This window comes from Paenibacillus sp. FSL R5-0378, assembly GCF_038009285.1.
Classification (GTDB): domain Bacteria; phylum Bacillota; class Bacilli; order Paenibacillales; family Paenibacillaceae; genus Paenibacillus_AQ; species Paenibacillus_AQ favisporus.
The window spans coordinates 3,963,659-3,977,590 of the sequence record NZ_JBBPAY010000001.1 but is presented as its reverse complement, the minus strand read 5'-3'; the positions used below and the strand labels follow the sequence as shown (position 1 = coordinate 3,977,590).

Below are 13,932 nucleotides of genomic sequence, written 5' to 3'. Positions count from 1 at the left end.
GCAAATGTATGATATTGATCGATAAAAGTGCTTATGCGTAAAAACTCTGTCGCCGGCCGTTAATCCAAATAGCGGCGAATCCGGTTTACAACGCCGGGGGCTTCCTCTTCCGTCTCCTCCTGCTCTGCCTTCACTTTGCGGACCTTCTCGGGCGTAACGTCATTGCCAAGCGGGTCAACCACCGTCAAGCGGGAGAACGTGCCCAGCACCTGCCCGCGGATTTCGCGGAGATAATCCTCGCGCAGCGATTGCTGTTCCACGCGCTCAGCGTTGGTGAGCCCTTCTTCTTTTTCCTTTTTGGCAAGCTCATTGATTCGGCTTAAAATCGAAATCATGCTTTTCCCTCTTTTCTCGTTTGTATGTTATACGACCATTTTTTCGTGAACCCAATCCTTTAGCGATTCAATTTTCTTTCTGTAACGCTCCCGATGTGCATCGTCATAAATGGATGCTACCGTCTCCCGTTGAAGCACGGTCTTCCAGGCGGATTCTGCTTCTTCCATCAAATTGGCCAGAAGGCAGCACGGATCGGGATCGTCCCGCAGCTCCAGCATATCCCGGAAAATGCCGCTGGAGGAATAAAGGGATTGCTGCCCCTCGATGGCGATGTAAATATCGTAGATACGGATATCTTCTGTTTTTTTCTTCAATTTAAACCCGCCTTTTACCCCGGGCACGGAGGTGATCAGATCCGCGCTGACCAGCTTACGCAAAAGCTTCTGGAAATACGTCGGGGAAGTGCCAAGCTGCTGGCTGATCGCCTCGCCGGGCAGAACCGCCTTGTCCGGTAGCATGCTCAGCAGAAAAATCGCATAAACGCACTGCTCCACGCCGGTCTTCATATGCATAGGTCATCACCTCCAATATTAATGTGGTCTCCATCAATCCCATTTGAGCAGAACAAATTGGTTTTACCGACTAAAGCGGATAATCATTGTCCGTATTAGATTATATGAAATCGGACCAAATGTAAACCATTAGTTTTACATTGAAAAATTTGCTGCAACTTTCAGTAGCACAACAAAAACGGATACCCGACAGGAATGCGTATTCCTGTGAATATCCGTTACTTATCACGGCACACTTGTTCAGATCCATTGACGCTCGTGCAGATGGTCAAAAATTCGCTGGCATACCGGCGATACGCGGCTGCGATCCGCATAGGTCAGCCAGGCAAACTCCTCGATTTCCGCCGATGGGCGGAGCTCGCCAGAATATGCCCCGGTGTAGCAGCTCATTTGAACCGTCACATTTTCCGCTTTGCCATGTGCCTGAGCTTCAAACGTTCCCACGAATGCAAGGGTCTCCGGATCGATCGCAACCGTAAGCTCTTCCCTGATTTCACGGATCAGCGTCTGCTCATCGGTTTCACCGGGCTCCCTCTTTCCCCCAGGCAAATAATACGTGTCCTTTCCTTTGGAACGTGCGGAGAGTACCCGTCCGTCCTGAATCTGAATCCAGGCAACCTTATCAATCATGGTCGTCATATTCGACTTCACTCCTTATCTATTTCCTTGCTCGAACGCGGCAGTCTCTTTTTGAACCGCAGCAGATTTTCCCGCTGGAAGCCGCCCTTCGCCGATTTTGAAAACAACGATTCCCGCCACGATAACGAGCACGCCGATCACTTTGTTCGGAGTCAGCGGAACTTTCTCCAGTCCCATCCAGCCAAGCGAGTCCCAAATCAGCGCAAACCCAAGCTGGGCCGTCATGACTACGGCGATGGCAAAAGTGGGCGCAAGCAGCTTCATGCTCTGCATCAGACAGAACACAACCCCTACCCCGATCATGCCGCTGAACCAGTACCAGGGCTGCATATGCTGGAGTGTCAGCATGCCCTTGCCTTCGACCGCCAAGCCGATGCCGAACGATGCGACAAACCCGAGGAACAGCACCCACGTAGTTGTGGCCCAGGAGCCGATCCGCTGATTCATTTTACTGTTAAAAATGTTCTGCAGGCTCACCAGGGAGCCGGCGATCAGCGATAACACAAGACCAAGCATCATTGGTTTGCTCCTCCTTTCGTTACGACTTCATAAATATTTTGTCCAGCCAGATCGCTAAGCCCTTTCCTGTCTATTACGCGGATATATCCTTTATCCCGCTCCACGAGTCCGTCTTTGCAGAACTTCTGGATTACCCGGTTGACGTGGCGATAGCTGGTCCCGATTAAGTTGGCCGCATCCACCAGATTGATCGCTGTCCGCTGTTCCTGCCCGGAAGTGTCCGCATCGTCGAAAGAGATCGACAGCAAGTAGCTGGCCAGCCGGACTTCAACCGGATACATCAGATTAAGGCTTAGAAAATTGGATTTAATATAAAACTTATTGGTGATCATATCCAGCAGAAACTGGAGCATAGGAGCGTAATCCTGTCCAAATTTCCGCAGCCAGCGATGGTGGATGCCGATCATATGCACGGTCGTGACCGCTTCAACGGTATTGACCGTATCCGTTTCCTTGAGATATTCGATATCCCCGATAATCTCCAGCGGCTTCATAAAGTTAAGGATCAGCGTTTTCCCTTCGGGTGAGGTGGTATAGATTTTAATTTTCCCGCTGACGAGCACATATAAATATTCCGCAGGTGCTCCCTGCGAGCAGATGAATTCTCCCTGGTCAAAGCAATACAGCGATAAATGCGGTCTAAACGGTTCGTAAAATATCGTCTCCAGCTCATATTGACGCAAGTAATCCGCCAGCAGCCCGCGGTCCTGAATCTCCCTCATCTTGAACGTCCCCCTCTAACTTAGGCCCATCATAATGGCGTACGGCAACGATGTCAAAATTTAAGAATGACGACGCCCGCAATCATCATCCCGATCCCGATAAACTGTGCGGGGCTGATCTTCCGTTTTTTCATGCCGAACCAGCCATTCAGATCGACAATAAATGTCAGACAGAGCTGGGCAATTAATAATGCGGAAATCGTAAAGGTCACTCCGATCGTCTGAATCGACGTCACTTCGCTGAAAATGATGACTGCTCCCAAGGCCCCGCCGATGCGGTACAGCGGCTTGACGCTTGTAAAGCCCTCCCGGCTGCCGTCCCGTGCAAACAGCAGGATGATCAAAGCGAGGATACAGCCGGTCAGTTGGGTTACCGCCGCGGCCTGCCACGTCCCGATATCCCCGCTGATCCGCGAGTTGGCGACACCCTGCAGCGTAATGCAGGCGCCCCCCAGCAGTGCAAATATAATGCCTTTCATAAGTCCTCTCCCTCTGTATCGTTCTGTCATTATTAAAAGGCAATCGCGGCGGTATAGGATAGGACATATGTCCTCAGCTTGAGTGGAGAGGATCCCTAGTCCATGATGAGTCAGTGTTCAAAGTGTCTATTCATTCTTGGCAAGCGCGAAAAAACCGCCCTTTCCGGCGGCTTTCGTGATTTATTCATTAATCTGCGCAAGTGTTAGCTGGATATTCCCGTCTGAACTAAAACGGGTGATGATGCATAAAATTCAGCTATTTCTGCTTTTTGTGCATCAGTCAACTGCTGCAGCGGCTGCCGTACCGCAGGACAGCGAATGACACCTTGAAGATACAAAATGTGCTTTTCATAAGGTATCACATCGAAGCATAGCATATGGGCAATGACCAAATTGGCCTGCTCCTGCAGCGCTTTAACGTTCATCCAATCGTTGGCAGACCGGGCTTGATACATACGGGTGAATATTTTCGGCATCATATTAAATGTACTGCCTATGGCACCATCGCTGCCCATGAGAAAACCTGCTGCACAGACCTCATCATGGCCGTTCCAAATGATCCAATCTCCCCCGCATCGGCTGCGAATTTGCTGCATTTCGAACAGGTTCATGGATGTAAATTTTACGCCAATACATTGGGCACTGCGGGCCATGTCCTCGTAAAAATCCAAAGACAGCTGCACCCCGGTTGCTCCCGGATAGTGGTACATAATCAACGGAAGGCTGACCGACGACATGATGGACCGATAGTGATCCCTAATTTCCTGTGGCCCCGCCTTATAATAAAAGGGTACGACAGCGGAAACCGCATCCGCGCCTGCTGATTCCGCATGCCTGGCCAGCTTGATGCTCTCAAGCGTGCTGATACAGCCAACATGCGCCAGAACCGTCACCCGCCCTTTAGCCGCGTGAATGACGGTTTCCAGCACCTTCATCCGTTCCTCAGAGGTCAGAATAAATCCTTCGGCCGTGCTTCCGCCCACATAGAATCCCCGAATTCCCTGCGCGATTTGGTGTTCCACCAGTCGTTCCAGTGATTCGGTATCCACTTCAAGACGCTCATCCATCGGTGTTACGAGTGCGGTAAAGATCCCATGAAACTTGTTATGGTCCATCGGTACCCCTCTCCCGTCGTCGAATAGTGGTTCACTAATTCTTGCTGCCTTCCAATGTTTCGCGGTCCATCCAGCATATCCTGCAATCTGTACAAATAAGAACCTTTAATCTGGAAATAAGTCAATTTGTGTTATAAGGTTAGTGATTAATCAATAACAAACACTCAAACTATTCTAGAGTCAGCCGTCTGTGATGCCTGGACCGATGCTGCGGTGTTCGCCTGCTGCAGTGCTTTGACGGTCGCGGTGATGCCTTCCTCGAACGGTGTTGCGATAATCGGCCCGATCCACTTTTCGTACTTGGCTCCGCTCAGCGTCAGCGGTTCCTCGGTCAGGTATAGCATCTCGACGACCTCTTTCATCACGGGCACGCCTAATCCGAGCAGAGATAACCCTATTTTTTTCAGCGGAATGACCGGTTTGCTGCTTCCACAGGCCCCTCTCGCGATCCGGACGATCTCCCGTCCCGATATCAGCCCGCCTCCTGGAATGTTCCAGTTCTGACCGTAAGCTTCGTCATGACCCGCCACTTCGGCAATCATGGCTGCGGCGTCAGGCAAGTAGACATATTCGCGGGGAACGGTCATATTGCCGATGAAAAAGGCCATTTTGCCCGCCGCAATCGCTTCGAGCGTTGAACCTAGATAGGAAGCTTCATTGGCAGTCGGCCCGTAATAGTCCGGCAGACGGACGATCATAACCCTTGCTTTTTTCCAGCGCTTGCCAAGCAGCATGCGTTCAAAGTCCAAACGAACCTTCCCTTTCTTCGTATGCGGCTGTTTCGGATGTCCTTCGGTGACTGGGTTGGACTGCCTTCTTCCATAAGGATAGATCCCATCAATCGCAACCACTTTGATCGCGAGCTGTTCCGCCGCCTCCATTACGGATTCACCCAGCGGGATCAGCTTGCTGGCCATCTCATGGTACGGTACGTTCGCACAATGAAACATGACGTCTGCATTCCCAGCTTGCGCGATGATCTCCGCAGGCCGCATGGCATCTCCCATGGCTAGCTTCAAATGCACCGGGTTTCCCAATCTGCCGGCGAGCTGCTCCAGCTTTTGGCGTGATCTTCCGAACGCAATCGTAGGGATTCCCCGTTTTACCAATTCCTCTGTAATGGCTGCACCCGTTCCACCTGTGGCTCCAACGACCATCGCTTTGTTTATCGTCATATGAAATCGTCCTCTCTGTTTTGTTTTGTGATTGATCAATCACTAACTTGGATTCATCATAACATTCAGTTAGTGATTGGTCAATAACTAATCATGAAAAAATTCATTTCGATAAGGAGACCTCTCTCACGTCCCCTTATCTTTCCTTTAATTCGGGCAGACTGATCGCATCCGCTACGTTGCACAGCATCCCTCTGGCCAAAAAGAGCATCGTTCTTTCTTCGGGATGTGGAATCCCCGCCTCGCGAAATGCCTGCAGTACGATTTGACGAACCTCCCGGAATCCGTTTCTCATCGCTTCCTGGATCGCTTCTTCCTGAATCGTTTGGGACTGCATCTGCAGCAGAATCTCGTTCCGGTGGTTCTCCATGATCTTCTCGTATTCCGTAATCAGCTCCGCTTCAAGCCGATCCGGCGACGCCGACTTCACGACTTGCTGAAACGACTCGATCATCCGGGACCAGGAAACTTCCAGAGCCGCAAGCAGCAGCGCTTCCTTCGTTGAGAAAAAACGAAAGACGTAAGGTTGCGAAATGTGGGCCCGCTGTGCAACCTGTGCCGTGGTGGCCCGGTAATAGCCGGTTTCGGCAAAAACCTCGATGGCGGCCGATATAATATCTGTTCTTCGGTTGACCGAAGTAGACGCATCTCTTGCCATGGCGCATAACTCCTTTTCATGACGCAGATTAGTAAGTAATTGATCACTATCTAAGAAGTATAGGGGATAATGAGTCGGAATGCAATTCTCTTCCCCAAGCTGAGCGGTGATAAACCAAAGAGACGGACCGCCGCTGCGGTTCGCCTCGTATTACGATGATATTTAAAATCTTTGTCCTATGACTACTCTGTCCAGTCTTCTACCGCTTCAAAGACGTCGTGCTTACCACACCGTATCTCGCTAGCAATCTGCGCCCGAGCAGTCCAACTGCCCGATCCGTCAGGAAGCCCATGAGCCCTAAGCAAATCAGACCTACGAAAATCCAATCCGTCCGGAAAAACAGGCGCGAGTTCCAGATCAGATACCCGACTCCCTCATTGGAGGCGATCATTTCGGCTCCGATGATGGCCATAAAGGATGTGCCCATGGCAAGCCGGATGCCGGTAAAGATGTACGGAACCGTTGCCGGGATGATGACATGAACGACGATCTGCCATTCGGAGGCTCCCATGCTGCGGGCCGAACGAATTTTATCCTCCTCGACGGAGAGAACGCCGGTGAACGTATTCAGAATGACGATAAAAAATGTAGCGTACATGATCAGCATAACTTTAGACGTCTCGCCGATGCCGAACCAGACCAGGAACAGCGTGATGAATGCGATCGGCGGAATAAACCGGATAAAGTTCAAAAACGGCTCGGCGAAGGTACGGATGAATCCGACCTTACCGATGATAATCCCGATAGGCACCGCCACCAAACTGCCGAGCGTCCATCCGAGAAGGACACGATAGGCGCTGATGCCAATGTACTGCAGAAGTGTGCCGTCCATCAGCAGCTCGTATCCGCCTTTCGCCGTGTAAATCGGCCCCGGCAGAATCTCCGGCCCGTATACGAGCGAGACCAGCTGCCAGATGACGATCAAAGCGATCCAGAACAGCACTTGAAGCGGTCCTTTCTTTATTTTCTTGCTCATGGTGATTCCTCCGATCGGATTCTATTCGTCAAAATGGGCCTGAATGCGGTTGTACAGGTCATGGAATTCCGGCGCGGCCAAATCTCTCGGGTACGCCAGCGGCACCTCGTAAATATCGGTAATCCGTGAAGAGGGTCCGGCGGACATAATACCGATCCTACCGCCAAGTAGGAGCGCTTCCTGTATGTCGTGGGTGACGAAGATCACCGTCTTGTCGGTTTCCTGCCAGATCTTTACCAGTTCGCGCTGCATCGTTCGTCGGGTCATCGCATCCAGCGCGCCGAACGGCTCATCCATCAGCAGAATGCCGGGATCGTTGGACAGCACCCGCGCCAATTGCACCCGCTGCTTCATCCCGCCGGAGAGCTCACGGGGAAATTTATTCTCATGCCCTTTGAGCCCAACCATGCCGATAAAACGATCGGAGATTTCCTTGCGCCGGGCGGCGGGAATGCGCTTCATCCGCAGGCCGAACTCCACGTTCTCTCTGACGGTCAGCCAAGGGAAGAGCGAGGAATCGGCCTGCTGGAAGACGACAGCCCGATCCTGGCCAGGCCGATCCACCTCTTTCTCGCCCACCCGCAAATGCCCCGAGGTTTTCGACACGAACCCGGCGATCAGGCTGAGCAGTGTCGACTTGCCGCAGCCGCTAGGGCCGAGGAGAACGAAAAATTCTCCTCCCTTCACGACCAGGTCGACATCCTGGATAATATAATGCAGATCGCCTGCCGTCTGCTGTTGACTATAGCTTTTATTCAAGCGCTCAATATAAATCTCGTTTGGTCTGGTTACTGCCCCCATCATCCCAGCCTCCTTATTTCAACTCAATCACACGGTCCGGGAACGCTTTGCGCACCAGGTCCAAATTCAGCTTGTCGTTCAGGTTAAAATCCTTTTCAATAATACCGGTATCCACCATATATTTTTTCTGGCCGGCCAGCCCGTCGTAGGCCTGCTGGGTGAAGCCGATCTTCCACGGATTTTTCGGCAGATCCTTAAGCGTAGCCTCTTTCGGCTGCTTCACTTCGTCATACATAATGTCAGCCGTTTCGTCCGGATGTGCCTGGACGTAGTCGGATGTTTCGTCAAGCGCCTTCAGCAGTTCGACCAATTCGTCCGGGTGGTCCTGGATCAGTTTGGTGCCGGCGATCAGACCTGTGCCGAGCCGGACCGGTGTCTGGGACATATCCGACAGCTCATGCGCTTCGGACAGCGCGGCGAACTTGTCGTTCAGTACCGAGCCGTACACCCAGGCCGCGTCGATCTCGCCCTTTTTCAGCGCCACATACGTTTCGTCAAATCCTCCCTGCCCGACCAGCGTGACGTCTTTCAAGGCTATGCCGTTTTGCTGCAAATAAACGTCCCACAAATAAGGAATGAACGTTCCGCGCGAGTAGCTCAGTTTCTTGCCCTTCAGGTCGGCGGGGCCGGCAATCTCTTTACGGGCGAACATCTTCCATTCGCTTGCGCTCAGATCCGTTGCCGTTCCGGAGGAAGCGAAGATCGCATAGTCGCCTTTGCTGACGGCATTCAACAGCGGGAAGTCTGCGCCAAAGGCAATATCCACCTGCTTGATAAACAGGGCGTTAACCCCTTCGGCCGGCGTGGCGAAGTTGACCAGCTCCGCATCAATGCCGTGTTTTTCGAAAAATCCTTTTTTCGCGGCGACCCGGAAAATCGGGTTGGTGGATATATCGGCGATTTTCACCTTAAGCTGGTGCCCGCTGTCTTTTCCCGAGGCGGTTCCGCATGCAGTGAGCAGCACAGAAACCAGCAGGACGGCTGCGGTCATTACGCTGATGCCTCGAAACACATGCCTACTCATCTTGATCCCGTTCCTTCCTGACGACTTCGTCCGTGGTCGCTACGCAGAAGGCTCCATCACCATAGGATACGGTACCCTCCACTTCGACTGCGGTCACGGCTCCACGCGGTGCCGCGCCCGGCAGCCGGTAATCGGCTACATCAAGCGGAGCGATTTCCGTCTCCACCGGCTTCTCCAGCTGCGGAATCCATTCATAAGGTACGCGGTAAGCTCGGTATACCATATTCGCGTTTCTAGAGTTTTTATAAGGAGAGATATATTCCCACACCAGTTCATGCTCCCGCGTGACTTCGAAAATTCTTCCGTCCGCTCCTTCGGTAATCAGCGTATTGCCGTTAGGCAGCCGCTGCGCCGAGCTGATATAAGGGCTATAAAAGCGGTAAGAGTCCAATGGCGCCTGGAATCCGGCTTCGGTCGGCGTGTACTGCCATTCGATCTCCAGCGTTATCGGATGAATCTCCAGAATCCGGGAATGGTCGCGGCGCGCCACCTTCACGCCATCCGGCGATTCGGGGTTCGGACTGCCATAACCGCCCCAGCCTCCGTTATCGAATACCAGAATATTGCCCTCTCCCGGCAGTCCCTTCGGAATCAGATGCGCATGGTGCTGTCCGATAATCCAGCCGATATGTTTGGTGTCTTCACCGGAATAGTCCGGGCCGAGCTTCCATACGATGTTCCCGGTCTGTTTATCGATGATCGCGATAATGTTGGATTCCCGCGCGTCCCATATCAGATTGTCCGGATGAAAGCGCTCGTCGCCTGCATCATAGTGCTTATTCGGACCCAGCACCGATACAGAGTTGATATGCATCCAGTCTCCGGAATGGGTGCCGAACGCCCGGGTATTCGGGTCCCGGTACAGCGCCTCCTTCGCCGCTTCGTCGAATCCAAGCTCTTCAAAGTGATCGCTGACGGCCCATTCCCAGACGACATTGCCCTCCCAATCCACTTCGATGATCGTGTCATCCAGCAGCTCGACGTCCGAAATTTCCGGACGGTTGACGTTTTTATGCGCGAGAATGATCGTATTGCCTGAACCGACTTTCGGATCGGCGCCAGGCACATAATATCCGACCGGATTGCCTTCCCGCTGGTAATCATGATGCTAACGTGCCATCCACTGCGCGGGATGACCCGGATCCTCGATCCATTCGTACCTGTCGAATTTCCAGACGACATTGCCGTCCCAATCGACCTGTACCAAATTGGCTTCGTCCTGAAAACCATATTTAGGATCCCGCTCGGCAGTGCTGCCCAGCACGTAGCCTCCAGGGAATATTTTGTTCGGGAAACCGCGCAGCCCCTTCCACAAATGCACCTCTCTGCCGTTCATGTCGATCAGCAGTGCCCCGGTATCAGCTGCCTGGTAGATGGTATAACCGCTCCATGCCTTTCCTGGTTGGTAAACGGTCGTTCCTGTCGGATAAATGGTTGGATGTCCCATATGATCTGTCTCCCTTCCCTGCTCACAATGATTTTAATATGAAATATATCGGTTCGGTCTCTGCGCTGCCTTCCGGTGGCCGGGAGGCGGCTCCTCGGCGTTCCCCGGCGGATGCGCCTGCTTCAGCACGGCGTCGGCAAAGCCTTCCAAATGCTCGTAGAGTCTTTTGAAATTCACGATTTGTTCCTCTAGTTCCTTGGCCGCAAAGCCTCCAAAGATGCGTTCAATCATGTATGTACCTGCGTCCCGGTTGCGTTCAAGCATGTCCCTGCCCTTATCTGTAATGTCCAGGACAACCGATCTGCGATCGGTCTCCAGGCGCTTTCGCTGCGCGAAGCCGAGCGACTCCAGCTTGTCGCAAACAGCGGTCACCGCGCCTGTGGTGAAGTCCAGCCGTTCGGCCAGATCCCCGAGTTTCTGCTCGCCTTCATGCAGAATCGCGTTCAGCACGAGCATCCCGGGAAGGGACACGCCTTCAATCGATACTTTGTCACGTTCCTTGACGAATCTCCGAACCAGCCTGCGAAAATGCCAATCGGCTTCCTCCATCAGAAGCCACTGCTTCTCTTCCATATCTCTCCTTTCACCGTTCATCAACCACCACCATTGCTCTCCCCATGGAGTAGCGGTCATCCGCATCAACGTGCCTGTTGATATACAAAAAGGCCCCCGAATGCCATCGCCGCAAGAAGCGGTATGGATTACAGGAGCCTTTGGTGGACCAATCGGCTGATATTTAGTTTAATGTTAAAATAATGACCACTCATTAAATGAATGTTAATCGATTTCCTTGACGTAAGATTAAACCAATTATTCTCACCTGTCAAGTAGGAATTAAAAATCAATTTTTGTTTAACATCAATAAACAAATACACCCTGCTCACAAGAGCAGGGTTGTTCTGTCATGGCCGGTATACCACATGCTATTTCGTGTTTCCATGCATCGTAATAAATTGTCCGATCCGGGCGGCCGCTTCACGCAGACGCGCTTCCTCCTGAACAAGGGCGATCCGCACATAACCTTCCCCTTCCGAACCAAAACCGTCACCGGGGATCACGGCCACCCCTGTGGCGATCAGCAGCTCCCGGGCAAACTGCCGGGAACTCCAAGGCTCAGCGCTTTCCAGGAAAGCTGCCGGCAGCTTCGCCCAGGCAAACATCGTCGCCTTCGGTTTGGGTACGGGCCAGCCCTCCCGCTCGAGCGCATCGATCAGTGCGTCCCGGCGGCGTTCGTACAAACCGGCCACCCCGGCAGTGGACTGAGAGGGGTCCATCGCCTGCTCCAGCGCGGCGATCGCCGCCGTCTGGATCGGTCCGAAGACGCCGTAATCGATGTTGTTCTTCAGCTCCAGCAGTGAAGCGAGAACATCGCGGTTCCCGGCCAGAAAGCCGATCCGGCAGCCCGCCATATTAAAGCTCTTGGAGAACGAATGGAACTCGACGGCCGTTTCGATTGCACCTGGAGTTTCCAGAATGCTTGGCGGCCGGTAACCGTCAAAGCCCATTTCCGAATAGGCCAGGTCATGAACGATCAGCACGTTCCATTTTTGAGCCAAGGCGACAAGCCGTTCAAAATACGGCCCGTCCGCCGTTGCCGCAATCGGATTACCTGGGAAGTTCAATAGGATAAATACCGCCTGCTTCCAAATTTCGTCCGGGATGCTCTCCAAATCGGGAAGGAAATCATGCTCCTCCCGGAGCGGCAATTCATATGCCTTCACGCCTGCAATGGCCAGCGAACCGGCATAAATCGGATATCCCGGATTCGGGACGATTGCCAGGTCGCCGGGATTGCAGATCGCCTGGGCCAAATGCGCCAGCCCGTCCTGCGAACCCATGAGGGACAGCACTTCCGCCTTCGGATCCAGGCGTACATCGAAGCGATGTTCCATCCATGCAGCACATTTCTCCCGGAACGCATCGCTTCCCGCCGAGCCGGGATACGTATAGTTTTTTTCGTCAAGCACAGCTTCGCTTAGGACCCGGCGCACCGCCTCCGTAGGTCCGAGATCCGGGCTGCCGATGCTTAGGTCGATCAGGTCACGACCGGCCATTTCGGCTTCTTTCTTCCAAGCGGCCACCTCCGCAAAAATAGAGGAACCTAAACGCGACAGCTTATCGGCGCGCCAGGGTCTGGTTGCATGATTCGTCAAATCCGTCCACCTGCTTTTTCCTTTCATTATAGCATGCTTTTAAGCGAGGCTCCTTCAGCCTATCGCACCATTCGACAATTTTTTTATTGACTTGAAAAGCCTTTCATCCTGTAAGATCAAAGAAAAAAACAGACATCCAGGAGAAGAGAGAACCATGACAACTAAAAAAGAAACCATTCTGATCTTTGCCTTCACCTTTGCGGCGTTCGTACTGGGGACGACCGAATACGTTATCGTCGGTCTGCTGAAGGATATCAGCGTCAGTTTGGGCGTATCCCTGGCGGCCGCCGGCATCCTCGTATCCAGCTTCGCTATCGCTTATGCGGTCGGCACGCCGTTTGCCGTCAGCCTCTTGGGACGCATCCCCCGGCATGTGACCATTTTGTCGGGCTATGCGGCCCTGCTGGTGCTGAACGCCCTGACGATTTTCGCCGGCAATTTTGCCCTGATGTTTGTGATCCGGGTCATCACAGCCATTTTGTGCGGGTTGACCTTGTCACTGTCCATTGCCGCGGCAAGCGAACACATCCAGGCATCCCGCCGAGCCGGCGCCGTCGCATGGATCATCGGCGGCTTCTCGATCGCCAACGTCCTGGGCGTGCCGGTCGGCACCTATATCGGCCAGCTGCTCGGATGGCGGGCGGCATTCATCGTCACCTCCGCGGTGGGCATCCTTCCGCTGTTCATCATCGCTTCGGTTCTGCCTAAAAGCGATACCGTCAGCGTCAGCTCCATGAAACAGCAGTTCGCTTTGTTCGCAAACCGCCGCATCCGGATGGCTTTTTTGATTCCGGTGCTCGGCGTGGGCTCGGTCTTTATCGTCTATACTTATATCACACCGATTCTTGAGAACGTGCTCGGCATTCCGAAGCAGTGGACAAGCGCTGTGCTGCTCGGTTATGGCGGCCTGACGATCCTGAGCAATTGGATCGGAGCCAAGGTAGCCGAAGGGGATTCGAGGTCCAAGCTCAAAATTGTATTTATCGTTCAGAGCCTGATGATGCTAGCCCTTGCCCTGACCCTGAGCTTCACCTGGGCAGCTGTTCTCTGCCTGATGCTCATTGCCTTGTTCTCCTACGCCCTGAGCGCCGCCGTTCAGCTGTATCTAATCGATCTCGCCGACGCATCGGCCGGCGGGTCCAAGGACTTCGCTTCGACCCTGATGCCGGTGGCCTCCAACCTTGGCATCGCCTGTGGCTCCCTTATTGGCAGCCTGGTCGTCGACAGCATCGGTTTAGCTTATTTACCGTGGGCGGCACTGGCTTTTTCAATCGGTGCTTTTGCCGTAACGGCCCGCTGCCATCAGCTGGATCAAGAACATTTGAGCATCGGAGCTGCCGCCCGGATTCACACCATGTAGCCAACTTAAAAACGCC

At 53.2% G+C, this 13,932-nt stretch carries 15 protein-coding genes and 1 pseudogene; 1 reads left to right on the top strand and 15 read right to left on the bottom strand.

Going from position 1 to position 13,932, the window contains the following annotated elements:
• Positions 1-59: 59 nt before the first annotated feature.
• The 15 genes and pseudogenes from MKY74_RS18555 to MKY74_RS18485 all read right to left on the bottom strand — a co-directional run bounded on the left by MKY74_RS18555 (position 60) and on the right by MKY74_RS18485 (position 12,583).
• Positions 60-335 (bottom strand): DUF896 domain-containing protein, encoded by a 276-nt coding sequence (locus tag MKY74_RS18555; RefSeq protein WP_076166701.1) that lies wholly within the window; start codon positions 333-335, stop codon positions 60-62.
• 27 nt (positions 336-362) lie between these two features.
• Positions 363-848 carry an RrF2 family transcriptional regulator gene (locus MKY74_RS18550; protein ID WP_076166705.1) on the bottom strand — a complete coding sequence of 162 codons (486 nt, stop codon included), beginning with the start codon at positions 846-848 and terminating at the stop codon, positions 363-365.
• Positions 849-1,088: 240 nt separating this feature from the next.
• Positions 1,089-1,487, bottom strand: coding sequence for an NUDIX hydrolase (locus MKY74_RS18545; RefSeq protein ID WP_076166708.1), 399 nt, complete (start codon positions 1,485-1,487; stop codon positions 1,089-1,091).
• 15 nt (positions 1,488-1,502) lie between these two features.
• Entirely contained in the window at positions 1,503-2,006 is a 504-nt protein-coding gene (locus MKY74_RS18540) for a DMT family transporter (RefSeq protein ID WP_076166713.1), read from the bottom strand.
• The gene (locus tag MKY74_RS18535) at positions 2,003-2,728 is read right to left on the bottom strand and encodes a Crp/Fnr family transcriptional regulator (protein ID WP_076166717.1); all 726 of its coding nucleotides are present in this window, start codon (positions 2,726-2,728) and stop codon (positions 2,003-2,005) included. Before MKY74_RS18535 ends, MKY74_RS18540 begins: the two co-directional genes overlap by 4 nt.
• 53 nt (positions 2,729-2,781) lie before the next feature.
• Entirely contained in the window at positions 2,782-3,207 is a 426-nt protein-coding gene (locus tag MKY74_RS18530; protein WP_076166721.1) for a DMT family transporter, read from the bottom strand.
• A gap of 203 nt (positions 3,208-3,410) precedes the next feature.
• Positions 3,411-4,322, bottom strand: a complete 912-nt coding sequence (locus MKY74_RS18525; RefSeq protein ID WP_076166728.1) for a dihydrodipicolinate synthase family protein — start codon at positions 4,320-4,322, stop codon at positions 3,411-3,413.
• Between the two features lie 164 nt (positions 4,323-4,486).
• Entirely contained in the window at positions 4,487-5,497 is a 1,011-nt protein-coding gene (locus MKY74_RS18520; protein WP_076166731.1) for an NAD-dependent epimerase/dehydratase family protein, read from the bottom strand.
• A gap of 136 nt (positions 5,498-5,633) precedes the next feature.
• On the bottom strand, positions 5,634-6,155 hold the full coding sequence (locus MKY74_RS18515) for a TetR/AcrR family transcriptional regulator (RefSeq protein WP_076166735.1): 522 nt from the start codon (positions 6,153-6,155) through the stop codon (positions 5,634-5,636).
• 199 nt (positions 6,156-6,354) lie between these two features.
• Positions 6,355-7,131 (bottom strand): ABC transporter permease, encoded by a 777-nt coding sequence (locus MKY74_RS18510; protein ID WP_076166739.1) that lies wholly within the window; start codon positions 7,129-7,131, stop codon positions 6,355-6,357.
• Positions 7,132-7,152: 21 nt separating this feature from the next.
• Positions 7,153-7,932 (bottom strand): ABC transporter ATP-binding protein, encoded by a 780-nt coding sequence (locus tag MKY74_RS18505; protein WP_076166742.1) that lies wholly within the window; start codon positions 7,930-7,932, stop codon positions 7,153-7,155.
• A gap of 13 nt (positions 7,933-7,945) precedes the next feature.
• Positions 7,946-8,956, bottom strand: coding sequence for an ABC transporter substrate-binding protein (locus tag MKY74_RS18500; RefSeq protein ID WP_076166747.1), 1,011 nt, complete (start codon positions 8,954-8,956; stop codon positions 7,946-7,948).
• A pseudogene (locus MKY74_RS18495) lies at positions 8,949-10,403 on the bottom strand (aryl-sulfate sulfotransferase). Before MKY74_RS18495 ends, MKY74_RS18500 begins: the two are co-directional and overlap by 8 nt.
• A 33-nt stretch (positions 10,404-10,436) precedes the next feature.
• Positions 10,437-10,997, bottom strand: coding sequence for a MarR family winged helix-turn-helix transcriptional regulator (locus tag MKY74_RS18490; protein WP_244169168.1), 561 nt, complete (start codon positions 10,995-10,997; stop codon positions 10,437-10,439).
• Between the two features lie 329 nt (positions 10,998-11,326).
• A complete protein-coding gene (locus tag MKY74_RS18485) occupies positions 11,327-12,583 on the bottom strand; it encodes an aminotransferase class I/II-fold pyridoxal phosphate-dependent enzyme (protein ID WP_076166755.1) in 1,257 nt (418 codons plus the stop codon).
• A gap of 127 nt (positions 12,584-12,710) precedes the next feature.
• Between MKY74_RS18485 and MKY74_RS18480 the strand changes: the two genes are divergently transcribed.
• Positions 12,711-13,916, top strand: coding sequence for an MFS transporter (locus tag MKY74_RS18480; RefSeq protein WP_076166759.1), 1,206 nt, complete (start codon positions 12,711-12,713; stop codon positions 13,914-13,916).
• Positions 13,917-13,932: the final 16 nt, after the last annotated feature.

Bases quoted from the DNA above. Each gene is read 5' to 3' on its own strand.
- MKY74_RS18545 (WP_076166708.1), bottom strand. From the start codon at position 1,487: ATGACGACCATGATTGATAAGGTTGCCTGGATTCAGATTCAGGACGGA.
- MKY74_RS18525 (WP_076166728.1), bottom strand. From the start codon at position 4,322: ATGGACCATAACAAGTTTCATGGGATCTTTACCGCACTCGTAACACCG.
- MKY74_RS18515 (WP_076166735.1), bottom strand. From the start codon at position 6,155: ATGGCAAGAGATGCGTCTACTTCGGTCAACCGAAGAACAGATATTATA.
- MKY74_RS18505 (WP_076166742.1), bottom strand. From the start codon at position 7,932: ATGGGGGCAGTAACCAGACCAAACGAGATTTATATTGAGCGCTTGAAT.
- MKY74_RS18540 (WP_076166713.1), bottom strand. From the start codon at position 2,006: ATGATGCTTGGTCTTGTGTTATCGCTGATCGCCGGCTCCCTGGTGAGC.
- MKY74_RS18520 (WP_076166731.1), bottom strand. From the start codon at position 5,497: ATGACGATAAACAAAGCGATGGTCGTTGGAGCCACAGGTGGAACGGGT.
- MKY74_RS18480 (WP_076166759.1), top strand. From the start codon at position 12,711: ATGACAACTAAAAAAGAAACCATTCTGATCTTTGCCTTCACCTTTGCG.
- MKY74_RS18500 (WP_076166747.1), bottom strand. From the start codon at position 8,956: ATGAGTAGGCATGTGTTTCGAGGCATCAGCGTAATGACCGCAGCCGTC.
- MKY74_RS18510 (WP_076166739.1), bottom strand. From the start codon at position 7,131: ATGAGCAAGAAAATAAAGAAAGGACCGCTTCAAGTGCTGTTCTGGATC.
- MKY74_RS18535 (WP_076166717.1), bottom strand. From the start codon at position 2,728: ATGAGGGAGATTCAGGACCGCGGGCTGCTGGCGGATTACTTGCGTCAA.
- MKY74_RS18555 (WP_076166701.1), bottom strand. From the start codon at position 335: ATGATTTCGATTTTAAGCCGAATCAATGAGCTTGCCAAAAAGGAAAAA.
- MKY74_RS18490 (WP_244169168.1), bottom strand. From the start codon at position 10,997: ATGAACGGTGAAAGGAGAGATATGGAAGAGAAGCAGTGGCTTCTGATG.
- MKY74_RS18485 (WP_076166755.1), bottom strand. From the start codon at position 12,583: ATGAAAGGAAAAAGCAGGTGGACGGATTTGACGAATCATGCAACCAGA.
- MKY74_RS18530 (WP_076166721.1), bottom strand. From the start codon at position 3,207: ATGAAAGGCATTATATTTGCACTGCTGGGGGGCGCCTGCATTACGCTG.
- MKY74_RS18550 (WP_076166705.1), bottom strand. From the start codon at position 848: ATGCATATGAAGACCGGCGTGGAGCAGTGCGTTTATGCGATTTTTCTG.